This window comes from Phytohabitans houttuyneae (genome assembly GCF_011764425.1).
Classification (GTDB): domain Bacteria; phylum Actinomycetota; class Actinomycetes; order Mycobacteriales; family Micromonosporaceae; genus Phytohabitans; species Phytohabitans houttuyneae.
Map to the genome: position 1 here is coordinate 660,791 of NZ_BLPF01000001.1, position 22,514 is coordinate 683,304.

Annotated in this window: 25 protein-coding genes; 18 read left to right on the forward strand and 7 right to left on the reverse strand. The window is 68.9% G+C overall.

The annotated features are described in order from the left end of the window. The first annotated feature begins 24 nt into the window (after nt 1–24). The 5 genes from Phou_RS52115 to Phou_RS03015 are packed head-to-tail and all read left to right on the forward strand — an operon-like array spanning nt 25 to nt 5,339. Nucleotides 25–3,303: an ALF repeat-containing protein gene (locus Phou_RS52115; protein WP_173053333.1), complete on the forward strand. Its 3,279-nt coding sequence runs from the start codon at nt 25–27 to the stop codon at nt 3,301–3,303. Beyond that, nucleotides 3,300–4,217, forward strand: coding sequence for an RNase A-like domain-containing protein (locus Phou_RS52120; protein ID WP_173053335.1), 918 nt, complete (start codon nt 3,300–3,302; stop codon nt 4,215–4,217). Before Phou_RS52115 ends, Phou_RS52120 begins: the two co-directional genes overlap by 4 nt. A gap of 11 nt (nt 4,218–4,228) precedes the next feature. Continuing rightward, a complete protein-coding gene (locus tag Phou_RS03005; protein WP_173053337.1) occupies nt 4,229–4,834 on the forward strand; it encodes a hypothetical protein in 606 nt (201 codons plus the stop codon). After that, nucleotides 4,831–5,154 (forward strand): hypothetical protein, encoded by a 324-nt coding sequence (locus Phou_RS03010; RefSeq protein WP_173053339.1) that lies wholly within the window; start codon nt 4,831–4,833, stop codon nt 5,152–5,154. The genes Phou_RS03005 and Phou_RS03010 overlap by 4 nt, the downstream gene beginning before the upstream one ends. 8 nt (nt 5,155–5,162) lie before the next feature. After that, nucleotides 5,163–5,339, forward strand: coding sequence for a hypothetical protein (locus tag Phou_RS03015; protein ID WP_173053341.1), 177 nt, complete (start codon nt 5,163–5,165; stop codon nt 5,337–5,339). A 478-nt stretch (nt 5,340–5,817) separates the two neighbouring features. Here Phou_RS03015 and Phou_RS50580 read toward each other — a convergent pair whose 3' ends face one another. The 4 genes from Phou_RS50580 to Phou_RS03035 form a co-directional block, all read right to left on the reverse strand. After that, on the reverse strand, nt 5,818–5,961 hold the full coding sequence (locus Phou_RS50580) for a hypothetical protein (RefSeq protein WP_178134954.1): 144 nt from the start codon (nt 5,959–5,961) through the stop codon (nt 5,818–5,820). Nucleotides 5,962–6,643: 682 nt separating this feature from the next. Next, nucleotides 6,644–8,047, reverse strand: coding sequence for a tetratricopeptide repeat protein (locus Phou_RS03025; protein WP_173053343.1), 1,404 nt, complete (start codon nt 8,045–8,047; stop codon nt 6,644–6,646). Between the two features lie 461 nt (nt 8,048–8,508). Further along, nucleotides 8,509–9,105 carry an NB-ARC domain-containing protein gene (locus Phou_RS03030; protein WP_173053345.1) on the reverse strand — a complete coding sequence of 199 codons (597 nt, stop codon included), beginning with the start codon at nt 9,103–9,105 and terminating at the stop codon, nt 8,509–8,511. 95 nt (nt 9,106–9,200) lie between these two features. Next, nucleotides 9,201–9,620, reverse strand: coding sequence for a hypothetical protein (locus tag Phou_RS03035; RefSeq protein ID WP_246273160.1), 420 nt, complete (start codon nt 9,618–9,620; stop codon nt 9,201–9,203). A gap of 709 nt (nt 9,621–10,329) precedes the next feature. On the opposite strand from Phou_RS03035, the gene Phou_RS03040 reads away from it, so the two are divergent. Both Phou_RS03040 and Phou_RS03045 read left to right on the forward strand, forming a co-directional pair. Beyond that, nucleotides 10,330–11,253, forward strand: coding sequence for a hypothetical protein (locus tag Phou_RS03040; RefSeq protein ID WP_173053347.1), 924 nt, complete (start codon nt 10,330–10,332; stop codon nt 11,251–11,253). Nucleotides 11,254–11,788: 535 nt separating this feature from the next. Continuing rightward, nucleotides 11,789–12,439 (forward strand): hypothetical protein, encoded by a 651-nt coding sequence (locus Phou_RS03045; RefSeq protein ID WP_173053349.1) that lies wholly within the window; start codon nt 11,789–11,791, stop codon nt 12,437–12,439. 35 nt (nt 12,440–12,474) lie between these two features. Here Phou_RS03045 and Phou_RS03050 read toward each other — a convergent pair whose 3' ends face one another. The 3 genes from Phou_RS03050 to Phou_RS03060 form a co-directional block, all read right to left on the reverse strand. After that, nucleotides 12,475–12,873 carry a hypothetical protein gene (locus Phou_RS03050; protein ID WP_173053351.1) on the reverse strand — a complete coding sequence of 133 codons (399 nt, stop codon included), beginning with the start codon at nt 12,871–12,873 and terminating at the stop codon, nt 12,475–12,477. Nucleotides 12,874–13,311: 438 nt separating this feature from the next. After that, a complete protein-coding gene (locus tag Phou_RS03055) occupies nt 13,312–14,025 on the reverse strand; it encodes a creatininase family protein (RefSeq protein ID WP_173058074.1) in 714 nt (237 codons plus the stop codon). A 23-nt stretch (nt 14,026–14,048) separates the two neighbouring features. Beyond that, entirely contained in the window at nt 14,049–15,239 is a 1,191-nt protein-coding gene (locus Phou_RS03060; RefSeq protein ID WP_173053353.1) for an NsdA family TPR-like regulatory protein, read from the reverse strand. Nucleotides 15,240–15,587: 348 nt separating this feature from the next. On the opposite strand from Phou_RS03060, the gene Phou_RS03065 reads away from it, so the two are divergent. The 11 genes from Phou_RS03065 (at nt 15,588) to Phou_RS03115 (ending at nt 22,418) form a co-directional block, all read left to right on the forward strand. Then, nucleotides 15,588–16,274 (forward strand): hypothetical protein, encoded by a 687-nt coding sequence (locus tag Phou_RS03065; RefSeq protein ID WP_246273164.1) that lies wholly within the window; start codon nt 15,588–15,590, stop codon nt 16,272–16,274. A gap of 70 nt (nt 16,275–16,344) precedes the next feature. After that, the gene (locus tag Phou_RS03070; RefSeq protein ID WP_173053357.1) at nt 16,345–16,803 is read left to right on the forward strand and encodes a single-stranded DNA-binding protein; all 459 of its coding nucleotides are present in this window, start codon (nt 16,345–16,347) and stop codon (nt 16,801–16,803) included. Nucleotides 16,804–16,806: 3 nt separating this feature from the next. Beyond that, the gene (locus Phou_RS03075) at nt 16,807–17,673 is read left to right on the forward strand and encodes an FtsK/SpoIIIE domain-containing protein (RefSeq protein ID WP_173053359.1); all 867 of its coding nucleotides are present in this window, start codon (nt 16,807–16,809) and stop codon (nt 17,671–17,673) included. 62 nt (nt 17,674–17,735) lie between these two features. Next, entirely contained in the window at nt 17,736–18,113 is a 378-nt protein-coding gene (locus Phou_RS03080) for a hypothetical protein (protein WP_173053361.1), read from the forward strand. 16 nt (nt 18,114–18,129) lie between these two features. Further along, nucleotides 18,130–18,456 carry a hypothetical protein gene (locus Phou_RS03085; protein ID WP_173053363.1) on the forward strand — a complete coding sequence of 109 codons (327 nt, stop codon included), beginning with the start codon at nt 18,130–18,132 and terminating at the stop codon, nt 18,454–18,456. A gap of 235 nt (nt 18,457–18,691) precedes the next feature. Further along, nucleotides 18,692–19,360 (forward strand): DUF6197 family protein, encoded by a 669-nt coding sequence (locus Phou_RS03090; protein ID WP_443094374.1) that lies wholly within the window; start codon nt 18,692–18,694, stop codon nt 19,358–19,360. Further along, nucleotides 19,347–19,520 carry a hypothetical protein gene (locus Phou_RS03095; protein WP_173053367.1) on the forward strand — a complete coding sequence of 58 codons (174 nt, stop codon included), beginning with the start codon at nt 19,347–19,349 and terminating at the stop codon, nt 19,518–19,520. Before Phou_RS03090 ends, Phou_RS03095 begins: the two co-directional genes overlap by 14 nt. Continuing rightward, nucleotides 19,517–19,822 (forward strand): hypothetical protein, encoded by a 306-nt coding sequence (locus Phou_RS03100; RefSeq protein ID WP_173053369.1) that lies wholly within the window; start codon nt 19,517–19,519, stop codon nt 19,820–19,822. The genes Phou_RS03095 and Phou_RS03100 overlap by 4 nt, the downstream gene beginning before the upstream one ends. Next, a complete protein-coding gene (locus Phou_RS52125) occupies nt 19,819–20,481 on the forward strand; it encodes a hypothetical protein (RefSeq protein ID WP_246273167.1) in 663 nt (220 codons plus the stop codon). The genes Phou_RS03100 and Phou_RS52125 overlap by 4 nt, the downstream gene beginning before the upstream one ends. Then, nucleotides 20,478–21,173 (forward strand): hypothetical protein, encoded by a 696-nt coding sequence (locus Phou_RS03110; protein WP_173053371.1) that lies wholly within the window; start codon nt 20,478–20,480, stop codon nt 21,171–21,173. The genes Phou_RS52125 and Phou_RS03110 overlap by 4 nt, the downstream gene beginning before the upstream one ends. A 192-nt stretch (nt 21,174–21,365) precedes the next feature. Then, complete coding sequence (locus tag Phou_RS03115; protein ID WP_173053373.1) at nt 21,366–22,418, forward strand: hypothetical protein; 1,053 nt, start codon at nt 21,366–21,368, stop codon at nt 22,416–22,418. Nucleotides 22,419–22,514 lie beyond the last annotated feature (96 nt).

Genomic DNA, 22,514 nt, shown 5'->3' on the forward strand with positions numbered 1-22,514 from the left:
CTCCGGACCGGATTGGAGTACGTCATGCGCAAGACCAGGGTGAGGGTACTCGCCGCGGTGGTCGTGGCGATCCTGGGTGGTGGCCTGCTGGTCGCGCCGCAGCGCGCGGCCGCGGCCGATGGCAGCAGCGACCGGGCACTGGCCGTCGAGCTGTTGACCTCGGGTGGCCCGTCGACCCGCCGTGCGGCCGAGTCCGCCCTCCTCGGCTCCGACGCGGACCTTCGCGAGTTCGTTGCCGCCGGCCGGACGGCGGCGCAGCAAGCCGACGACCGGACGGCGGCCCAGGTACTGGCCGGGATGGACGGTCCGGCGTTGCGCGCGGCTGCGCTGAGCGCGCTCGACGGGCCGCCGGAGCAGCTGCGCCAGTTCGTCGAAGAGGGTTGGAGGCAACCCTGGGCGGCGGACGAGCGGCTGCGCGTCCACCGGGTGTGGGAGGCTGGCGGCCCGCGGACCAAAGAGGCGGCGGCCACCGCCCTGGCCGGCACGGCCGAGGATTGGTCCGAGTTCCTGCTGACCGGCCGGGCCGCCGCCGAGCTGGCCGACGACCGGCTCGCCGCGACCCGGATGCTGGCCGGCGCCCCCAACAGCAGCGGGGCGAACCTCGACACGGCGGCCCAGCGGGCGCTGGGCGGCAGCGCCGACGAGCTCCGCGAGTTCTTGGTGTACGGGCAGTTCGTGGCCCGGGCGCGGGACACCGAGCTTGCCTCGATCAAAAGCCTGACCGAGCAGGCGAAGCAGGCCGGCGAGACCACCGCGCGGGAGTCCCTCGCCGCGGCGGAGGCCTCGGCGCGGGCGGTGAACGCGGCGGCGGAGGCGAAGCGGGCGGCGCAGACCGCGGCGGCCGAGGCGCAGGCGGCCGGCGGGGCGGCGGCGAAGGCGTCGGCGGCGGCCGGCCGGGCGGCAGACGCGGCGGCTGGTGCGGCGCGGGCCGCCCGGGAGGCGGTCGCCGCGGCCAACGCGGCCATGCGGGCGGCCCAGGTGGCGGCCGACGGCGCGCGTCGGGCCACGGCGGCGGCGTCGCTGACCGCGCAGGCGGCCGCACATGCCCAGCGTGCCGCGGCGAACGCGCGGACCGACGCCGACCAGGCGGCGGCGGCGCGGGTGGCGGCACAGGCGGCCCGGGACGCGGCCGCCAAGGCGCGCGAGCTGCAACAGGTCAAGGCTGAGCGGGACCGGGCCATCGCGCAGGCCCAGGCGGCGGCCCAGTCCGCGCACAGCGCCGCCGCGAACGCGGACGCCGCCGCCGTCGCCGCGGACGAGGCGAGCCACCAGGCGGGGGTGTCGGCGGCCCAGGCCCAGCGGGCCCGCGAGGCGGCCGCGGCCGCACAGCGAGAGGCACACGCCGCGGCCCGCGCGGCGGACCGGGCGCTGTCGTTCGCCCGTGCGGCGGCCGCCGCTTCGGACCAGGCGTTCGCGTTCGCCGCGCAGGCGGCCGACCACGCCGATCGCGCGGCCGCGGCCGCGGAAACCGCCGCTGAACAGGCCGGCATCGCGGAGAAGGCGGCGGAGGAGTCGGCCAAGCACGCGGAGGCCGCCGTGCAGGCCGCCAACGTCGCGGTGGCCGCCGCAAACCAGGCGGTGACGCTGGAACAGCTGGCCCGGCAGGAGGAGGCCGCGCGGCTGGCCGAGTGGACTGAGCAGGGCGTCAAGGACGCGCAGGACGCCGCCGCGCTGGAACAGGCCGAGGGTCGCGACGCGGGCGAATACGCCGCGTGGAACCGCACGCTGCTATGGGACACCGCGGAGCAGGACCGGATACCTCCGGCCACCAGGACGGTGCTCGACGAGGCGGCGGCTCCCGGCGCGCCGACCCAGGTGGTGCTCGACCGGGGCCGCCGGGCCGCGGCGACGCTCGTCGCGACCGGCGGCGAGTGGACCCGCGCCGCCGCCGAGGACGCGCTGGCCGGTGACGAGTTCGAGATGCGGATCTGGTTGGCGACCGGGCGTGCGGCCGCTGCCGGCGAAGACGACCGGGAGCGGGTCTGGCGCCTCGTCGACACGCTGCCGGACGGGCCGGAGAAGACCGCCGCCCGAACGGCGCTCGACGGCGACAACGCGGCTGTGGCGGCGTTCCTGCGCACCCGCGCCTATACGGGCAAGACCGTAGACGACCGCCGCAAGATCTACGCGATCCTCAACGCCAACCCGGGGCCGAACGTGAAGGCCGCGGCCGAGCGGGCGCTGGCGGGTACGCCCGCCGACGCGCACCAGTTCCTGCGCGCCGGCCAGCACACCGCGCGGACCGCGGACAACCGCCTGGAGATCAACCGGATCATGGACGCCGGCGGTGCCGAGGTGAAGGCCGCCGCCCAGGTGGCGCTCGCCGGACCTGGCTCCTACGCCTCCTACTTCCTCGCCGTCGGCAGGTACCACGCGGCGCAGCGGGACTACGAGCAGGCCACCCACGTCGAGGCCGTGCACGCGCTGATCAAGCAGGCACAGCAGTACGCGCAGACCGCGCGGGCGGATGCCGCGGAGGCCAACCGGGTCGCCGCGATCGCCCGCGACGCCGCGGAGGAGGCCAGGCAGTGGGCCGCCCAGGCGATCGCCTCGGCGGACCTGGCCGCCCGGCACGCGGCCGACGCCCAGGCGGCGGCCGCGGCGGCCAAGCGTTCGGCGGACGAGGCCGCGCAGTCGGCGCAGACCGCGCGCAACGCTGCCAACTCGGCCCAGGCCAGCGCGAACGCCGCCGCCCATTCCGCTGCCACGGCGTCTGCGGCCGCCAAGCGCGCGCAGTCCGACGCCCGTTCCGCGCAGGAGGCGAAGCGGGCCGCGTACCAGGCGGCGTACGAGGCCAGCAACGACGCATCCCTCGCCGCGCAGGCGGCGAAGGAGGCGATGGATATCTACTCCAACCGTCTGCGTACCTGGCAGCAGAACGACCGCAGCGAAACCGCGGGCACCGATCCCGACGAGAGCGGGTCGGCGGCAGACCATCACCGCTACTGGTCTTGCCTGTCGGTCAACGCCACGACCATGCCGAAGTCCTGCCTGAACGTGTACCTCAGCTTCACCCAGGCCCTCACCGACCCGATGAAGTGTGCCTCGCCCTCGGGCCGGCGCACTGCCGGCTGCCAGATGCTCAGCGACGTCGCGGCGATCATGGAGGAAAACCCGGAGATCGTCTGGGACTTCCTGCAGTTGCTGCTCTTCGCCTGCGGGCTGGTGCCGGTCGCCGGAGAGCCCTGCGACGCCATCGACGCGGCCATTTCGTTCGTCCGCGGCGACTGGGTCGGTGGCTTCTTGTCAGTCGGTTCAATGGTGCCGATCCTCGGGTGGGGCACTGCGGCAGCCAAGGGATGAAGAACGCGGACAAGCTCCGCGAGATCCTCCGCATCGTCGACCAGCTCAAGAACGGCTGCAAGATCGGTAGCAGTTTCGTACCCGGCACCCGGGTCCTGCTCGGCGACGGCGCCTCGAAGCCCATAGAGGACGTACGCGTCGGCGATGCCGTGCTGGCCGCCGAGCCGGCGGCCGGTCGCACCGGGCCAAGGGCGGTCACGGCGCTTCTCGGCAGCGCCGGCGACAAGCAGATCGTCGACGTGGCCGTCGATGACGACGGAGACCCGAAGACGCCGCCGCACAGCGTCTCCGCGACCGGGGGCCACCCGTTCTGGGTGCCGCAGCTTGGCCGGTGGGTGCCGGCAAAGTCGCTCACGTCAGGGGTGATGCTGCGAACCGACGACGGCACTGGCGTACAGGTGGTGGCCGTCTCCCGGCGGACCGCACGCACGACGGTGCACAACCTTACCGTCGCCGAGCTCAGCACCTACTTCGTGCTTGCCGGCGAGGCGCCGCTGTTGGTGCACAACTGCCGGCGGATCGGTGACGACGAAGGCAGACTGGGTGCGCACACCAAGACGGACCACGTCGACCCGAGCGACTCCGACATCGTCGCGCGCGCCGTCAGGGAGGGTGGCGACGTGGGGAAGTGGAAGACCATGGACGTGATGGAGCAGGCCGTCAACTCCGTACTGGACAAGAACAAAACCAAGATCGATAACTGGGTGAAGCGGTGCGCGCAGCAGCAGGCGATCAAATGCAACGACCTTCCCCTCAGAGGCCAGTTCGGTGACGACAGCCTGGGGTGGATCGGCACCCGGGACGGCACTTTGGTGCAGGCCGGCAACAGCTTCCGGGTCATCCTGCGGTGGGGCACCAGGAGCCAGGGCGCGCGCGGCGGTTTCGTCGTCTACACCGCGTACCCGGTGCGATGAACGACACGGTCATGGACACACCCGTCAGTCTTGGCCTCGGCAACCTGGCACTCGGCCTCTTCGTACAGAGTTGGCGCCGGTCGGGCCAGAGCGCTATCGAGCACCTGCGCAGCTACGTGCGGCCCGGCGGCCGTTCGCCGCACCTGGACCAGTGCGCCGATGACGCCCGCTGCCTGCTCGCATCCGGGTTGGCAGCCGAGGATTTGGAACGGCTCTGGTGCTGGAGCACCGGCGGCAACCACCTGCCGAGCCAGGAAGGGCTGACCGGTCGGGAGTGGATGTCGGCCGTGTCCGAGATCCTGGCGGCCTACGGGCGTCCGGCGCACATGCCTCACGAGGTGGACGCGGCGACCGCCGCCCGGGTGGCCCACGCCGTGGAGCTGTTCCGGCCAGGCCCCCAGCACATGGATCGTTGTCCTATGTCGACGGTCGACGCGCGGCGCATCCTGCGCCAGCTCGTCGACTCGGGCCACGCCGAGCTGGCCATGCGGCTCTTCCTCACGCTGTCGAACGCCAGCTTCTCGCTGGTCGCGCCGGAGCTACGTGCCGAGATCGCGGCTACCTCGCGCGACCTCGGCCACCCCGACCACTTCCTCGAGGAGATCGACGAACCATGAAGACACTACGTTTCGTCGCGGCGACCACGCTGGCCGCCGGATTGGTGCTGGCGCTTTCCGGCAACGGTTCGGCGGCCCGCGAGGCGGCCGACACGCCGGCACCGGCCGTGGAGGACTACGCGTACCCGAACGCCGACCAGGTCCTGGCCGAGCACGGGCTGAAGGTGTTCCGCGGCGACGGCCGCATCGTGCTCGACAGCTCCCGCACATATGCCGAGGGCAGTGCCCGACGGGCCAGATCCAGGTCGAGAAGGCGCTCGCCGAAGCGCCGTACGGCGTCTACTACTGCTTCCGGACCTGGGGCACCCGCGGATTCCTGACACTGGAGGTGCCGGCGACGTTCGGCGTCCGAGGCGGGAGCACTGCGCTGCAGGCCACGGCCGAACTGCCCAGCGGCGAGGACCGGACCTACACGGTGCCGCCGAACGCGTACGTCGCGATCGAGCCCGGCGAAGGGCCCGAACTGCCCAAGGCGATCCTGGTGGAGCTGCGGTTGACACCGTAGCAACGCCCCTGCCGCCGCGCGGACCGCAAGGGGCCGCTGTTTCGCGAGCTCGCGGCAGCCGGTCACGGTCCGGTGCCACCAGCCCGCGCCTTCCTGGCCGAGTTCTCGGGTCTGCGGGTAACGAGTTCTCGTGGCTCGTGCCGGCTACGGTTCGAGGTCCAGGCGGGACCGGTCCGCCGCCGCACGGGTGCGCCGCGTCGCAGAACGCCGCGTCGATCGCGTCGTCCATCTGGAGTTGAGGGTGCCGCGCCCCGGTCGGCCAGCCACAGATTCGGCAACCCGGCGCCCGGTGGTTGCCCCGCGCGCGCAGGTACCTACTGACCGCCCGGGCCGCTCCTTGGCACCCTTGTCGCGGAAGTGCACCGACTCGGTATTCATGTCCACATCGGCGACCAGCAGCATGCCCACCTCCGACAGCCGGGCGCCGGTGTTGGCGTACAGCCGGACCAGCGCCTCGTCGCGCAGGCTGACGAACCCGTTACCGCGGCGTCTTCGGCGGCCGCACCCGCTCCACCGGGTTCCGGTCGACGACCTGCTCGTCGTCCCGCGACCAGCGGAAGAACTGCTGCAGGCACTTGTACTTGTTCAGCGCCGTCGACGCCGACCGGGTCTCATCATCCACGCCTGGAACGCCTCCACATGCGCCCTCGCAACCGCGCACGGATCGTCGGCGCCGCCGTCGGCTTGCGCGCCGGCGAGCAGGTAGTTGTACCGGGTCGTCTCCGGATAGTTCCGAACGCAGCGAGCGGTCCCAATCCCGTAGGAACCCGGCCCAGGTCCGGGACAGCCCTCCGGTGAGCTTTGAAGATCCAGTAGTGCCATGGCAACCTGCCCGAGTTTTGTGGTCCAACAGCGGCGTGCTAGACCAGGCATCCATGCCGAGCTATGAAAAGAGGGCCCTCGCAAGTCTCTGACCTGCGAGAACCCTTCCGCTGTCGGGACGGCCGGATTTGAACCGACGACCCCTTGACCCCCAGGACATCGAGTCAGGCTTTTGCGCACGTCAGACACGTCTCGTCGGTGTGGGCGACGTACGCGAGAACGCCGAAGGTGGGCGTGCGCGCGGTTCGTGTGGTCCCCAACTGGTCCCCATTGCGCCGGCCGGCCCGGCGGGAATCGAACCGGCGGCCTCTTCGTCCCGAACAAGGTCAACTGCGATGGGTGCCCTGGGTTGCTGGCTTTGCCTGCTGGTGAGAGCGTTGGTACCAGTTGCTATGAGGGGGTCATTCGCGGGCGGCGTTGCTAGATCATCTCCCCAGCTTCTCCCGAGACATCGCGGCGTCATTCCCGTGGGTGGGTTCAGCTCACATGCTCTTAGCCCGGATGGCCAGGGCGCGGCGGTGCAGGGGTTCGGCCTCGTCGGCCCGGCCCAGGGCGCGCAGGCTGGTGGCGAGGTTGTTCAGCCTGGTCGCGGTGGTGGGGTGGTCGGGTCCGAGGGCGGTCTCGGTGATGGCCAGGGCGCGGCGGTGCAGGGGTTCGGCCTCGTCGGCCCGGCCCAGGTCGCGCAGGCTGACCGCGAGGTTGTCCAGCCTGGTCGCGGTGGTGGGGTGGTCGGGTCCGAGGGCGGTCTCGGTGATGGCCAGGGCGCGGCGGTGCAGGGGTTCGGCCTCGTCGGCCCGGCCCAGGGCGCGCAGGCTGACCGCGAGGTTGTCCAGCCTGGTCGCGGTGGTGGGGTGGTCGGGTCCGAGGGCGGCCTCGGTGATGGCCAGGGCGCGGCGGTGCAGGGGTTCGGCCTCGCCGGCCCGGCCCAGGTCGCCCAGGCTGACCGCGAGGTTGTTGAGCCTGATCGCGGTGTCGGGGTGGTCGGGTCCGAGGGCGGCCTCGGTGATGGCCAGGGCGCGGCGGTTCAAGGGTTCGGCCTCGCCGGCCCGGCCCAGGGCGCGCAGGCTGACCGCGAGGTTGTCCAGCCTGAGCGCGGTGTCGGGGTGGTCGGGTCCGAGGGCGGCCTCGGTGATCGCCAGGGCGCGACGGTTCGAGGGTTCGGCCTCGCCGGCCCGGCCCAGGTCGCGCAGGCTGACCGCGAGGTTGTCCAGCCTGAGCGCGGTGGTGGGGTGGTCGGGTCCGAGGGCGGCCTCGGTGATCGCCAGGGCGCGGCGGTACATAGGTTCGGCCTCGCCGGCCCGGCCCAGGTCGCCCAGGCTGACCGCGAGGTTGTTGAGCCTGAGCGCGGTGTCGGGGTGGTCGGGTCCGAGGGCGGCCTCGGTGATGGCCAGGGCGCGGCGGTGCAGGGGTTCGGCCTCGCCGGCCCGGCCCAGGGCGCGCAGGCTGACCGCGAGGTTGTCCAGCCTGAGCGCGGTGTCGGGGTGGTCGGGTCCGAGGGCGGCCTCGGTGATCGCCAGGGCGCGGCGGTACATAGGTTCGGCCTCGCCGGCCCGGCCCAGGGCGCGCAGGCTGACCGCGAGGTTGCCCAGCCTGATCGCTGTGGTGGGGTGGTCGGGGCCGAGGGCGGCCTCGGTGATCGCCAGCGCCCGACTTTCGTAGTCGAGGGCTTGCCGGTAGCGGCCCTGGGTCCATTCGTAGAAGCCGATTCCTCCGAGCACGGACGCGAAGGCTTCGCCGCCGGTGTCATCTGGACACAGCGCCGCCAGCACGGCGACGTGCGGGCTCAACACCGCGTACCGGGGCCAACCCACCACGTCGTCCGGTGCCCCGTCCGGTCGTGCCTGGTTCAGCAGGTCTATCGCGGTGCGAAAGGTGTCGTCCCGCATCTCTGGCTGCTGTTGAAGCTGGCTGAGTGTCACGGCTTGGACCAGCCGGTGTACGGCGACGGCCGTATCCGTAAGGGTGATCATGCTATGCGACGCGAGCAAGCCCACCGCCGCGCCAACATCGCCCGAGTCGGCGAGCGGGCCAAGAACGTCCCGAGGCACGTCCTCAGGCGCCAGACACGACAGGATCCGCAGCACACGAATCGCGAGTGGGTCATCGCGGGCGATGTCTGTCATGGTCACGGACCAGGTGCGAGCGACTGCCCGTTGGGCATCGTCGGCGGGTGTAACTGTGTCCAGGATCTGGGCGGGATCTTCGCGCAGCTGTTGCAGGTAGTCGTTCATGCTGGTGCGGGTGTGCCGCATGTAGGCGACGGCCTGCGTCAACGCCAGCGGCAGGCAGCCCAGTTCACCGGCCAGCACCCCTGCCGTTTCGGGGGCGGTTTGGCCGGTGCCACGGGTCAACAAGGTGACCGCGGCCTTGGGGGCAGCACGTCCAGGCGCAGGCAGCCATCGGTGATGTCTTCCCAGCCGACATCACGGCGGGTGGTGATCAGCACATGACCACGGGACAGCTGCCCGAGCAGCGGCTCGACCTGCCGCCGATGCTCGACGTTGTCCAGCACCAGCAGCCACCCGTCGTGGCTTTGCAGCCAGCCCACCGCCCACGTCGCCGCCTCCGTCTGCGTGGCGATCACCTGCACCCCCGGATGCAGACGGAAAGCCAACTGCGCCAGCCCGGCCTCGACCGTCTCGGGTGTCTCCGCCGCTACCCACCACACCACCCGATACCGGTCGTAATGGCGGTGGGCGTACTGCAACGCCAGCTCAGTCTTACCCACCCCACCCAAGCCGTGCACAGCCTGCGCGACCACCCCGGCCCCGGCACGAACCAACTCGTCCAGCTCGTCCAACGGATCGGCGCGGCCGACGAATACGCGCCGGGCTGGCTTCGGCAACCCGACCAGCCCGGCCGGCGGCGCAGGTATCTCACCCGGGGTACCCAGCGACACCCCACCGCTGAGCACCTGGGCTCGGGCGTTGTTGCCCGTCTGCATGACGCCCGCGTTGTGACCAGCAGCTGCAGCCCGGCCACCTGTCGCTTCGACTCGGCCAGCGGGCCTGTCGCGGGCTGGATTCGGGTCAGCTACGGTCACGGCCGGCGCTGCTGCCAAGCGCTACTGCTGTCACCGGTCTGGATGATCCCCGAGTTTTCCTGCACCGCGACCGACCGCGGTCCGGAGGCGGTCACGGAGGTCCCGGCAGCCTGGAGCATGGCGGCCACCTCGGCGGCCAGCTCCGGGTCATCTGCTAGGGCTTTGCGGACCTGTAGCCGTACTGCCGCTACCCGGTCGGCGTCGTCGGGATCCTGCGCCAAGTCCCGCACCGCCGCCTCGACCTCGGCGGCTGACTCCTGCCGCCGCAGGATCCGGCCTAACAGTCGCCGTCCCCACCCCGCCGTCGCTTCGACCGTGGCATCAGCGGCGGAGTCTCGGACCCGCTCGATCACCGCCGTGCCGTACGCGCCGGCTGCTGCCGCGATGTACGGCACGACCTGCGTGGCAAGGTCCACATCCACTATGATCCACTCCAATCGGGGCGACTTCGACACCGATCAGTACCACCATCCCGTGTGTGCCGGTGTCACGCTGTCGGATGAATTCCACTTAGGAGCCAGACGATCAAGGTCGGCGGGCTCTCGCACCGCAGATGGCCTATCGCCGTGTCTGGTCCTCCGGCTTCTGCTCACCGGTGACAGGTCCAAGGGCGGCACGGGTGGCGTCAAGGGTGGCCGAAGGCCATCGGCTTGCCGACGCGAAGCGCCCTTGACGACGGCCGGGCTGCCTGGACAATCCGGCCGGGAGAGGGAGGCGGATTCGCTCAGGAGTCCGCACTGACCTGCCGGCGCGGTCAGCGTTCTCTGCGGTCCTTGGACCCTCAAGCCCTCAGTTGTCCCTACGCGGGGATGGCCGAGGGTTTCGGCGTGTCCGGCGTTGGCCGCCTGTTCCGCTGCCGGCTCGCGCCGCGGGAGCTTGCGACCAGAGGCGCGAACGGCCGGCAGAGTCGGGTGAGGCGTGCGGGCCGCCGGGTTTGCGGCCCGCCTTGAAAACGTAGAGAAAGTTCTCACCGCCTTTGGGCCGCATTAGGGCCGCATACATTTGGGCCGCACCTTGAACGGCGCTTTCGGACAGCCACAGCTGAGGGTTTGTTCGGCGAGTAGATAGCCGGTCATCATTGCGGCGTGGGCGTGGCCGTGATGGGTGGCGCGAGGGGCGGTGTGTGTGAGCGCGTGGACGGTCGATGACGCGTTGCGGATGCAGGCGGCGTTGGCTCGGTGGCTTGCCACCGGTGACGGGGCGAAGTGCGCCTACGCGATCGGTGAGTTCATGCACGCCGGTTGGCCGGAGATCGAGCCGGCGACCTGGGAACGCGCCCGTAGGGAGGCGACGGACTTCGCGAGCGTCGTCGCGGCCGCGACGATGATTTGGTGTGATCCGCCGATGGTCGACATGTGGGCAGCTGCGGCTGACACTTACCCGGATGAGGTCCTGGAACCGCACCATCTGCCGGACCCGGACGGGATTGTCATCTTGGCGAAGCCGCTGCCGCGCGTCATCCATTCCGAGGTGCCTGGTGATCACAAGGAGCAGATCAGCGCGATCACCTGGTCTACCGGTATAGACGGCAGCTCCGTCGTTCTGTTGACCTGGCACCGTCATCGAGGGTTGGACCGGATCGGGTGGGGTGACCAGCCACGCCGGACAGTTGTCGCTCCGGGTTTGAGCCCATCGTCGCTGGGCGTCCGGCAGATGGGGCGCCGTAACGAGGGGGAACAGACGGTTCGGCTGCTCCAGGCGCTCACGGGGTTGATTCGCTCTCCGTTGACGGATGAGAACGCCGCCGTGGGGTCGAAGGCCGCGCGGAAGGAGGCCGCCCGGGCAGGGATTACCGAGCCCAGGATTCGCCGTGTCTATCTGCGCCGCCCAGAACACGCGGCGGACGAGCTGGCCGCGGCCCGGGATGCGCGTGCCGGCCGCCCGACGCGGGGGCATTGGGTGAGTGGACATTGGAAACGTCAGTGGCATCCCAGCATCGGTGAGCACCGCTGGATCCGGGTCGGAGGCTATCCCCGCGGCGGCTTCACGGCCGGCGAGGTCGTTGGCCCAACGGCTCGGATCGCCCGCGGCGACCGCAAATCACGCTGACGCCCGTGCTGCCTGCGCGTTGCTTAACCGGTATGCGTTCGTGAAGGCTTTCTGTACCTCCTCAAGGCGGCCGCAGCCGCGGGCCGCTCGCGCCGCCGACCAGGGGCCGACCACAAAGGGTCGCCGCTCGGGGACCCCGCCGCCCCCTAGCTATCGCTGGCCGGGGGCGGCACCCCGGCGGTGTTAGCCCCGCCGGCGGCGCGACGACCCACATAGCAAGGAAGCCCCAGGGCCGCCTTGAGAACAGGCAGGCACATGGGGCAGAAGAACAAGGAGGACCGGCCTACGGCCGGGCTCACCACAAGAAGCCTCCGGCGGGGGCCTCCGAATCCAGGATGGTGGAAGATCCATCCCGTCTGCCGACGACCCAGGCAGAGCCGAGCAGACCAGGGCCAGGGTGCCAAGGTCGTTCGTCCAGTAGGGCGCTCCACCTTGGCACCCTGGCCCTGGTCCGCTCCCTTGCAGGTGGGTCGACGGCAGACGGGATGGTATAGCGTATGAGGTCACGTCATTTCGACTTACAAGGGCGGATACGTTGGGAGCACTTGAGTTTATTTCCAAGCTTGTAGATGCACTCTCGTGGCCGCTCGCGATTATCGTTCTCTTGTTTCTGTTCCGAGCTGCCATCCGGAATCTCCTAGAACAGTTCGCCAATCGCGTAAAGGACATGACTGCTTTTCGAGGGCCTGTGGGAATAGAAGCCGATTTCGACGCCCGAGTCCTCGAAGTCCGCGAGGAAGCGCGAACAATCAGTACATCTGACACGACACAGGGGCCTACGGATTCCGATCGATTCGAATATGCAGGCTACGACCTCTCGGGCATAGAGGACTACGACGTCGAAAACCTCGCCATACAGGCAGAGCAGATGCCTCGTTCGGCCGTAATTGAGAGCTGGATATATCTAGAGGATGCGATAGAGGGAGCTGCGGACCGCCTCGGCCTCCTAGGCCGCGGTACGGACCAATCCCCCACGAGTCGGCGACGCCTAATGACCTCTAAGCTGTTGGAGTACCTCGCCTCCGCGAAACCAGACAAGATTCGAGAGATCGAACCGGTCGTTCAAGAGCTGAGAGCGTTGAGGAACGAAGTCGCTCACAATAGGCGCAAGAACCTGTCACCTTTGGCTGCATACGATTATGCTGTCACGGCCATTCGTCTTGCGCAAATATTCAAGAATCTCTAGTAGCGTTTCCGGCCGCCGTCAACCTAGCCCTGCTCCTAGCTGATGCCCAGCAGCCAGGCGAGGAGGCTACCGATAAGGCCAATTGGCACGCTAAGCGCGAGACCTAGCATGAACTGCTGGCGACCAGCAGATCGACCTCGTTTGGCCTCCTTTTCGGCACGGTCATGTGCGGCCTGGGCCACATGCCTCCATCGCTCAACCTCACTGCTCAAGTGAGCCATTGCTTGCTTGATCTCGCTCAGCGACGCGTTCTCAACGCCAGCCGATAGCAGGTCGAAGTGGTTGGCCTGCGTGTTGTCGTCGCCGATCACAACGCCCTGCATGACCCTCCCGACGTCAGTCGGGAGGGCGCGGTGGTAGTTGACCTGCCTGTTGCCCTCGCCGATCACAACGCCCTGCGCGCCGCGTATGACCACTCTCCTCTTGGAGTCCAACGACGCCTCCCGTTCAGCCCCTCCAAGACGCAAGCGTAGCGACAAAGAACCACAACTCAGAAGTTACGAGCCCACCTGCCCACGGGTCTCCCATCCTGTGCCGAATACGTGCCGAAGACTGCCTAGATCATCCATTCAGCCGGCAGCGTTCGCGCAGGTCAGCGGGCTAAGGCTCCGTGTTGAGCATCCTGCCCTCCGGAGGCGGTAGCCCTCGTCTGCCTCGGCGAGCTCGTCGGCCTGGACGAAGCCGCGGTTGCCGGCGCGCTCGGGAGACCGCGAGTGCCTAACTGAGTGACAACCGAGACGCACACATACGGACGCTGGTGAACGATGACGAACGATGTTCCCAGGTCGAGCCGTCAATTGTGCGATGTCGCGACGCCGTGATCATTACTTCACACCGAAGAGGTCACCTGCTGTCGACATCGATCGGGCGGGTCAGCGCTCCTCATCGAAGAGGGCGATCAACGCACCAAATGATCGGACCAAACTTTCTAGCGCGGTATGTCCCTTGGCCTTGGTGCCTAATGACGGGCGGCCGATGACCCCAGACTTGGTGTAGGCGGCCATGCCCAGTGTCAGTAGGTGGGGCCTGTCGTCTGCGGACCAGTCGGCCGTCTCGTTGCCGCTGCGGACTACATCAGGACAGGTGGCGAGGAGGAGGGACGTCTCCATCTCGCCCGCGTGCATGTCCTCGTGTGCGTTAGTTTCCATGCCAGCATCCGCCCGAGCGCGGTTCCAATCACTGCTCTGCGGGAAGAGCGCCATCGCAGGTCCCCGGACTGATGCCTCCTGGACGATGTTGGCCAGTACGTAGTTGCCGCCGTGCCCGTTGACGACCACAAGTCGGTGTACGCCTGCCTCGGCCAGCGAGGCTGCGATGTCGGTCACGACCTGGTACAGGGTGCGGGCGCTGATGCTGACAGTGCCCCGCCAGCCAGCGTGCTCGTGCGAGCAGGAGATCGTGATAGGGGGCAGGAGCATCACCGGATACGCGCGCGCGATTTCGCGGGCGATGACGCTCGCTACGATCGTGTCGGTTGCTAGCGGGAGGTAGTCGCCGTGTTGCTCGAAGCTGCCTACCGGCAACAGTGCGACCGCTGCTTGCCGCTCAGACTCGTCCTTAGATGTGGCCGTGGTGATGAGGTCGATCACGCCGGTCGCCTCCTCGCGTATCACGCGGCCGGCTGGACCAAGTCCCTGATCCGGTCGCTCAAGTCCGATACTTCCCCACGGCGTCGCCATGGCGCCAGTCGGACACGGACACGCTGCAGCTCGGCCAGTGCCCGACCGGAGGTTGCTGAGCGGACGACCTCGACCGCTTGGCGCCCTGTGCTGCACGCGCTCTCGATGTCCTCGCGTCCGGCGTACGCGCTGGTCAGACGTGTGAGGCAGAGGCCCTGGTCGCGGCGCAGAGCACCAGGCCAGTTGGCCAGGCTTCGCTCGTAGGTCGCTATGGCGGTGTCATAGCGACCGAGGGTGTTCCAGCAATTCGCCGCCTCCATCCCGATGTACGACGGAGAGCAGTAGGCGGTCAGATCGTCCGGGCCGTCCATCGGCCGCGCGACCTCTTCCTGCGCAGCCTCTAACGCCCGAGCACAATCGCCAGCCTGGCCCAGTGAGGCGTAGGCACGCCCGCGAACCCGCAACGCCAAGGCCCGCACACGAGGCGAGACCCGCGACCAGTCGCGTAGGGACGCCTCCGAGAGGCCGATGGCTCGATCCGGCTTCCCCCGGTCTGCCGCGATATCTGCCTTGCGCATCAACACGTACGCGGTCTCCGTCGTTGTGCCGATCTCTAGTGCGTAGTCCATCGCTCGATCGGTAAAATGCATCGCTTTTTCGGCGTCGCCCGCATCCTGGTAGAGCCAACCAGTGAACTCGCTGTACTGGAATGCCAGAGCCAGCAGCGCACGGCGCTCCTTTCCGCTTGCATTTGGCAGCATCTCGTCAAGTAACACAGCCTGGGCGCGAACGACATCTACGAGGTGATGCGGCCCCATGAGGTTGTCGGCCAACAGGTGCTCAGCGAATATGTTGCGGAAGTACTGGACCAGCTCGGGACCGACCGCTGGCGCGACTCGTGGAAGCTTCGGTAAGAGCTGTCCTCGATGGCTGAAGCCCAGGTCATCAGACGATTTGCCGTAGATGCGGCAGAGCAGTCGCTGGCTCACCGCGTCTGGACAGTCGTGGCCGTTCTCCCACCGCGACAACATTGTCTTGAGGCTACGAACAGTAGCGATCGACAACTCTTCGTCGCTCGCCGCTTGTCGGAGCGCATGAATTGTCTGTGCCTGCTTCCAACCCATTTCTAGCCGGGCAGCTTGCAACGGCGTAGCCGCCTGCGTCGTGGCGCTGAACCCCATGGCTGTGGATCTCCCTCGTCACTGGTTCAACCATTCTGACGCATCGACGCCAGCCACACACCAGTTAACTCGCGTGCGTTAAGCCGAGTTAACTTCCACCATCTGACACTTCCCGGCATCGGCGCCGTTTTCTTGAGTCACGGCGAAAACCGCCGCGCGATCTCTGGAGGTGGTGCTGTGTTCGGAGGCAAGCTGTTCGGTCCCCGTCCTGGGGTGATCACGGTGGTTGATCCGCCGGTGTCGGCGTCGTACGCCCGGAAGGCGCGGGTTGCGTTCTTCGTGGTGGCGGCCGGTGTGGGTGGGTTGACTGCGGCGGTGTCGGCGGTGTTCACGCATCCGGTGTTGGCGGTGGCGCTCGGCGTCATGACTGGCCTGGTGTGTGGGTTGTGTGCGGCGTTGCTGGTGTTGGCGTGGCCGGTTCTGCGGGCGTTGTGGTGGTGGTCGTTGGAGGCCGCCGTGGTGGCGTTCGTGGTCCTGGTGCCGACGTGGCTGTCGGCCGCGACGCATCCGCTCGTGGCGCTGTCGGTGCTGCTGGTGGTGGTCGGGACGTGTGTCCTGGTCCGCCCGGTGCGGCGGCGGTTGGCGGCGTGGTCGTGGTGTGTGGTGGTCCGGCATCGGCTACGGGTGTGTTTCGCCGATGTGGTCCGCACGGCGTCCCGGAACCGGGGCGGGGTGCTGCCGCTGATCCTGTTGGCGCGGCCGACCCCGGCCGGTGAGCGGGTTTGGGTGTGGCTTCGGCCGGGCCTGGACCTGTCCGATCTGGAGGGCAAGACCGGCAAGGTGGCGGTCACCTGCTGGGCCGGTGAGGCACGAATCGTGCGGGCCTCGACGCGGTTCGCCGCGTTGATGCGGATCGACCTGACCCGCCGCGACCCCCTGACCGCAACCTATGTGTCGCCGCTTGCTGCTCTGGTCGCGCACCTACGCAAGTCCGAGGCGGCTGTGCCAGTGTCGCCGGCTGTTGCGCCGGTCGGCCTGGATCTGGCCGACGTTCCCGAGGTTCCGGTCGAGCAGCCGCGGGGTGGTCGACGGTGACCATCCCTGCTGTATCGCCCGGTGTCAGTGTCCGTTGTGGACAAAGTCCTGTAGTGAAGGAGTGCCAGTAATGGCAGGAGAAACGAGCCTGACCGTGGTCGGCAACCTGGTGTCTGACCCGGAGTTGCGGTTCACCCCGCAGGGGGTGGCGTTGGTGAAGTTCACCATCGCTTCCACGCCGCGCACGTTCGACCGTCAGTCGGGGCAGTGGAGCGACGGGGACCCGTTGTTTCTAACCTGCACGGCGTGGCGGGACATGGCCGAGAACATCGCCGAGTCCCTGACCAAGGGCACCCGCGTGGTGGTCTCGGGCCGGCTCAAGCTGTCGCGGTGGGAGACCACCGAGGGTGAGAAACGGTCCGCGTACGGCCTGGATGTGGACGAGGTTGGTCCGTCGCTGCGGTTCGCGCAGGCGAAGGTGACCAAGATGTCCCGCACCCGGGGCGGTGACGGCTTCACGCCTGATCAGGCGCCGGATGACTGGTCGATCCCGGCCGGGCCGGCGACTGGTGAGCAGCGGGCGGCCTGACCGATGTCGCCTGTCCTGGTCGCCACCACCCCGGATGACGAGTCGGTGCCGTTGGGTCCGGTGTTGTCGATTTTCGACCCGGTGCATATCGGGATCGATGAGTTCGGCCACCCGGTCCAGGTGCCGATGATCTACCGGAACATGCTCATCGGCGGCGAACCCGGGGCCGGTAAGTCGGCGCTGCTGAACGCGGTGGTGGCGCATGCCGCGTTGTCGTTGGACTGCCGGTTGTGTCTGCTGGACGGTAAGCAGGTCGAGCTGGGCCAGTGGCGGCACTGCGCGGACGCCTTCGTCGGCCCCAGCCTCGACGGCGCGCTCGGGCTGTTGCGGCGGCTGGCGGTGATGATGGACCGCCGGTACGCGTACCTGTTGGACTGCGAACGTCGCAAGGTCGTCGCGGACGACAAGTCGATGAGTGCGTATCTGATGGCGATTGATGAGATCGCCTACTTCTCGGCCACGGCTGGCAAGAAACCAGAGCGGGAAGAGTTCGCCTCGCTGCTGCGGGATCTTGTCGCCCGGGGCCGGGCGGTCGGCATCATCGTCGTCGCCGCGACCCAACGCCCATCGTCGGACATCATCCCGACGAGTCTGCGGGATTTGTTCGCGTGGCGGTTCGCGGGCCGGTGCACGACCGATTCGTCGTCGGACATCGTGCTCGGCCACGGCTGGGCCCAGCAGGGCTGGACAGCCAACACCATTTCGCCGACGAACCCGGGTGCGGGGCTGCTGATCGCGGAGGGCGGGTCACCGCAGTTGGTGAAGGTCGCCTACCTCGATGACGGCACCTGCGCCGCAATCGCCGGCTACGCGGCCACCCTGCGTGACACCGTCGCCGCCAAGCGGCGGCGGTTGCAGGCAGCCGCCTAAAACTCCACCCCCAACCAGGGGCAGGGGAGATCGGAATCTCTATCTGAAGGAGGGCCAATTCCATGGCCAAGCCGTATCTGCCGGCCCAGCCGGCGCCACGGGTCGTGCACTACGCCGACCCCGCAAACCCGTTCGCCGGCCTGGCGCCGTTGTCGCAGCGGGAGCTAGCCGCCAAGCGGGAGCAGGACCAGATCCTGTACAGCCGCTGGCTGCTGCGGCGGGCCGAGCTCGCCGAGCGGGACCGCAAGGTCCGCCGCTTCTGGCTCGGCTTCGGCGCCACCGCCGGCCTGGGCGTGCTCGCCACGCTCGGCGCGCTCGTATGGGCGATCGCCTCGGCCGGTATCGGTCTGCTGCTCGCCGTCCCGGCCGTGCTCCTCGCGGTGGCGGGGCTGGCGGTCGGCGGGCACCGCTGCATCACCATCGTCCAGCACTGGCACTGAACGGAAGGACACGTAGATGACGACCGATCAGAGCAGTGGACGGCGGGAGTTCTACGCAGCGGTCGCGTTGACCGACCTGCCAATGCCCGAGCGGGTCACGTTCGAGCCCGGCCACGTACGGCTGGTGTTCGACACCCTCGCCGCCGGATCGGACTGGGCCCACGCCTACGGGGTGGACCTGACCAACTGGCGTGACGACGACGCGGTCAAGTCCTGCGGCTACGGCATCTTCGCCGGCTGGCGGATCTGCCTCCTGGCCCGAGGACCGCTACCAGTAGCCGAACCGCCTGTGGCCGACGCGACCCGCGCCGAGCTGGAGGCCCTGACCCGGGAGGTGGCATAAATCCATGCTGCCCGCCCGATACCGCTACCACGGTCGGCACCGCCGCACTGCGGCGCTGCGCCGGCAGGCTCGGCCCACCATTACGGGCCATCGCCGATCGGACTACGCGCTGGCCGCGTAACACCATCCCGTCTGGATGGGCCGGCAACACCGGATCCAAGCCCTGAGAAAGCTTCCGGCGCTACCGACCCAAACACCAACCCCAAGTCCCGTTCCAAGGAGAGGAGGCGGCGTGATGCAGCCTACCCAAAATCTGGTCACCGACCCGGTGATCAGCCCGGCTGACACCCTGCGGGGTGCCGGCCTGTACCTGATCCGGCACGGCTGGCACCAGGGCGACATGTTCGACCAGGCTGACCCGGAGGTGGCGTTCCCGCCCGCGTGTGGGCTCGGCGCGATCCGGATGGCCCTGGTCGGTACGGCCGAGATCGGCGCCGACACCTGGTCGCCGCAGACGGTGGAGGCGTTCGCCGCTGCGGTCATGGCGTGGGCGGAGCATCTGTTCACCTGTTACGGCGAGCCGGACCCGGCAGCCGTACCGCTCGGGCGGGCAACGGCCTGGCACGACGAAGCGGCGACGGCGGAGATGTCCTGGCCGGAGCAGATCGTCGTGGACTGGAACGACGCCTACGACCGCAACGCCGGTCAGGTCATCGCCGCGCTGAACGGTGCTGCTGATGAGTGGTTCCGCAAGCACCGCACGTGCTGGTGCGAGTGTGGCGAGGACGATGACCCGCCATCCTGTGACCAGGAGGGTCACACCCACCCGCACTCCTGCCAGCACTGCGCCACCGACCACTCCCACCTCTGCCGTTCCTGGCGGGGATGGGCGGTGCCCGATGAGTGCTGGCCTGGATTGGAAGCCGGCGCGGCTGCTCGGTGTCGGGGACGTGATCGTCGGTGACGGCGGCACGTTCCGGGTTGTCGAGTGGGATCTGACGATGCCGTGTGTCCGGATCGCCATGACCTTGGTCGACCTGGCCAGCGGTCGGCAGTTTGAGTACACGGCCCGCTGGGGCGACGAGTACGCGGTCGCTACCCCGATGGTGGGGGTGGCCGGATGAGCAAGAACACCGTCAAGCCTGGCTTGACGCGTCGTCGCCGCAACCGCCGTACCCGTAACCGCATGTGGCTGCGGGTGGTTCGGCTGGTGGTCCGGTTCCTGACCGGCCGCCCGCTGGACGGCCGCCGGCACTCCAACGGCACGTTCTGGCGGGCCGGTACCCGCCGGGTCGGCTACCCGCCCTACCTCATGACGTGGGGCTGGTGGAACCTGGCCGCCGGCTGGCAACGGGCCCTGGTCCGTCTGCTGGCCGTGGTCCTGGCCGCTGTCGCGGTGTGGGCCGGTGTGGGGGTGCTCGCATGACCGCCCGCAAACCTGTCCGGCGTAAGCGGCCGGCGCAGCCGGTGGAGAACGCCAAGTTCGACGGGTTCGTACGCCGGATCTTGAAGGCGTACGGGCGTCGGGTCAGTGCCGGTGACATCGAGGCCCTGGCGTCCCTGGCCCGGCTGTCGTCCGATGTGGACGCGGTCGTCCGGCTCGCGGTCGCGGAGTTGAAGAACGGCCCGTACAAGTATTCGTGGCAGGAGATCGCTGACCGGCTGGGCACGTCCCGGCAGGCCGCGCAGATGCGCTACGGCGACAAACCTTCCACCGGTGGCGGCCTGGACCGCCGGCTCGTCGAGGCCGGCATGACCGTCACCGTCCCCACCCTCGTCAACGTCTTTCAAGACCACTGGCCAGGGGTTCCGGCCGCCTCGGTCTGTCCCGGGTGCGGCTTTCGCTACACCGACAAAACCATCGACTGCCCCACCCTGGCCACGGTCCGGCCGCTGCTGTACCGGCGCCGCAACGAGGACCAGCGGGCGGTCAACCAACTCACCCGTGATCAAACCGATGACCTGCACGGCCGCAACAAGACGCGTAAACGCGCAGCGGCACGGCAGACACCGGTCACGCCACCGTCCGCTCCGCGCGCGATCCCGGACCTGTTCGGCCAGCCCGCGAAGGAGACGGTGTCATGAATGCCGAAACCCGATCCACCCCCAACCCGGTTGCTAACCAGGACAGTGGCTGCCCGGCGTGCGGGTCGGTGTCGCCGACCCGGAACGCTGACGGCTCCTGCCTGACCTGCCAGCACTGGGCGCAGCAGTTCACGACTCCCGGCGGGCTGATCATCAACGGTAACCACTACCGGATCGGTGACGAACCGCCCGGCGAGGCGTGGGCACGGTTCCCGAAGGGCTACGGCTCATACGGGGTCGGCTTCATCATCCGCCGCGCGGACGGCACCGAGATCATCACTCACAACCTGTGGCACCAGGGCGAGATCCCGCCGAACCTGGCACGCCCGGACAACGCGCAGATCGTCACGTCCGGCGCCCTGGTCCCCGATCCGCCGCCGTCACACCGACACGCCAACCACCTGCGGTACTACCGAAGCTCGGCTTTGGCGTACCGGTGCATGTTCGACGGCTGCAACTGCTGGTTCTACACCCTCGATGAGGCCATGCAAGCCGACGCACGGGTGTACCCGGCATCCCAAACCAACCACCAGCGGGCAGTCACCTACACCCGCGCCAAGCTCATCGACCTGCATCGCCACTACCAACACCGGCTCGACGACGAGAACGCCGACCGGCAACTGCTCCTGGAAGCCCTACTCGACAAGATCGGCTGGCTGGCCGACCACATGGACGGCCGGGAGGACGCATGAACCGGTCGTGGATCGGCGCGTCCTACGTGCTGGGCCGCGAGGTCCGTACTGACGAACCGTATCCACACATCTGCGGCCTGGTCGTTGACGGGCTCATGACCGGCGGTCTTCGGATCCTGCTGGAACCGAGGCAGTGCGCCGCCTGCGCACAGCACGAGTACGACGCCAAACACCACCCGGAAAGGAGCGGTCATGTCCAAGCCCGCCACGGGTGAACCGCGGCTGGCCTCGGTCGCCTCGTGGGCGGTCCTGGCGGCCTCGTTCGGCCTGTCCGCCACCACCTGGGTAGCCCTGGCCGTGCTGGCCGGCTTCACCGGCACCCTGTCCGTCTTCGATGTCACGCTGCACCTGGCGTGGCTGATGCCGGTCGCGGTCGACGGCTACGTGGTCGTCGCGCTGGTGCTGTGGATGTCACCCGTCCCGGCACCGGTGGCCGCCTTCGCCAAAAAGAACACCTACGGTGCAGCCGGGATCGGCGTGCTCGCCCAAGGCGCCTACCACCTGCTGCACACCGCATCCACCACAACCGAAGCGTGGCGCGTGGTCCTGGCCGGGATCGTCGGTGTGCTACCGCCGCTGGTCGCCGCCCTCGCAGTCCACATGCGCGCCCTGATCCGCCGGCACAGCAACACCACCGCCGGCACCGTAACCCCACCGTCGTCAACGACGACGCACGACACCCAACCGTCCACCATCGACACCGCACCTGTACCGGCATCCGCCGGCACGGTGCTGCCACCGTCCACCCCGGACAGTGGCCGACCTGGCAAGGCTGCGGACCCGAACCTGGTCCCAGTCGTCATCAGAGTTTCCGGCGAGCAGGTGCCGACCCCGGCAACCGTCGCTGCCCGGATCACCAAAACGCACCAGCCAGAACGCCCGACCGATCCGGCACCCGTGCCGGCACGGACTACCCCTGCGCCCCAGCCTCGGCCGTACAAGACGGCGGCCACGACAGCGAAGTTGGCACCGTCCACCACCGACACCCCTGTCACCGAGTCGGACCGTGCACAACTCACGCTGCCCGTGGTCCCCGCCGACGTGCTCGCCAAAGCCGACCGCGTAGCCCGGCAGTACCGCACCGAACACGGAACCCCGATCACCGCTGGCCAACTGGCCGTGCGCCTCAAGGTGACCTCCGACGAAGCGGCGCAAGCCCTGGCCGTCCTCGACCTCGCCGAAAACTCCCCAACCAAACCGACTCCGACCGTCAACGGCAACCGCCCCAAGCGGACGGCCCGGTGACTGTCTCGACGCTGACCGCCGTACCCCAAGCACCCGCTTGGGGTACGGCCCCATGCGCCGAGCCACCCACCCTCTTCTACCTCGGCACCCACCTAC

What these genes read in the sequence shown, in the direction of transcription:
- Phou_RS52115 (WP_173053333.1), top strand. Translation starts at nt 25, where the DNA reads ATGCGCAAGACCAGGGTGAGGGTACTCGCCGCGGTGGTCGTGGCGATC.
- Phou_RS52120 (WP_173053335.1), top strand. Translation starts at nt 3,300, where the DNA reads ATGAAGAACGCGGACAAGCTCCGCGAGATCCTCCGCATCGTCGACCAG.
- Phou_RS03005 (WP_173053337.1), top strand. Translation starts at nt 4,229, where the DNA reads ATGGACACACCCGTCAGTCTTGGCCTCGGCAACCTGGCACTCGGCCTC.
- Phou_RS03010 (WP_173053339.1), top strand. Translation starts at nt 4,831, where the DNA reads ATGAAGACACTACGTTTCGTCGCGGCGACCACGCTGGCCGCCGGATTG.
- Phou_RS03025 (WP_173053343.1), bottom strand. Translation starts at nt 8,047, where the DNA reads ATGCGGGACGACACCTTTCGCACCGCGATAGACCTGCTGAACCAGGCA.
- Phou_RS03030 (WP_173053345.1), bottom strand. Translation starts at nt 9,105, where the DNA reads ATGCAGACGGGCAACAACGCCCGAGCCCAGGTGCTCAGCGGTGGGGTG.
- Phou_RS03060 (WP_173053353.1), bottom strand. Translation starts at nt 15,239, where the DNA reads ATGGGGTTCAGCGCCACGACGCAGGCGGCTACGCCGTTGCAAGCTGCC.
- Phou_RS03070 (WP_173053357.1), top strand. Translation starts at nt 16,345, where the DNA reads ATGGCAGGAGAAACGAGCCTGACCGTGGTCGGCAACCTGGTGTCTGAC.
- Phou_RS03075 (WP_173053359.1), top strand. Translation starts at nt 16,807, where the DNA reads ATGTCGCCTGTCCTGGTCGCCACCACCCCGGATGACGAGTCGGTGCCG.
- Phou_RS03080 (WP_173053361.1), top strand. Translation starts at nt 17,736, where the DNA reads ATGGCCAAGCCGTATCTGCCGGCCCAGCCGGCGCCACGGGTCGTGCAC.
- Phou_RS03085 (WP_173053363.1), top strand. Translation starts at nt 18,130, where the DNA reads ATGACGACCGATCAGAGCAGTGGACGGCGGGAGTTCTACGCAGCGGTC.
- Phou_RS03090 (WP_443094374.1), top strand. Translation starts at nt 18,692, where the DNA reads ATGCAGCCTACCCAAAATCTGGTCACCGACCCGGTGATCAGCCCGGCT.
- Phou_RS03100 (WP_173053369.1), top strand. Translation starts at nt 19,517, where the DNA reads ATGAGCAAGAACACCGTCAAGCCTGGCTTGACGCGTCGTCGCCGCAAC.
- Phou_RS52125 (WP_246273167.1), top strand. Translation starts at nt 19,819, where the DNA reads ATGACCGCCCGCAAACCTGTCCGGCGTAAGCGGCCGGCGCAGCCGGTG.
- Phou_RS03110 (WP_173053371.1), top strand. Translation starts at nt 20,478, where the DNA reads ATGAATGCCGAAACCCGATCCACCCCCAACCCGGTTGCTAACCAGGAC.
- Phou_RS03115 (WP_173053373.1), top strand. Translation starts at nt 21,366, where the DNA reads ATGTCCAAGCCCGCCACGGGTGAACCGCGGCTGGCCTCGGTCGCCTCG.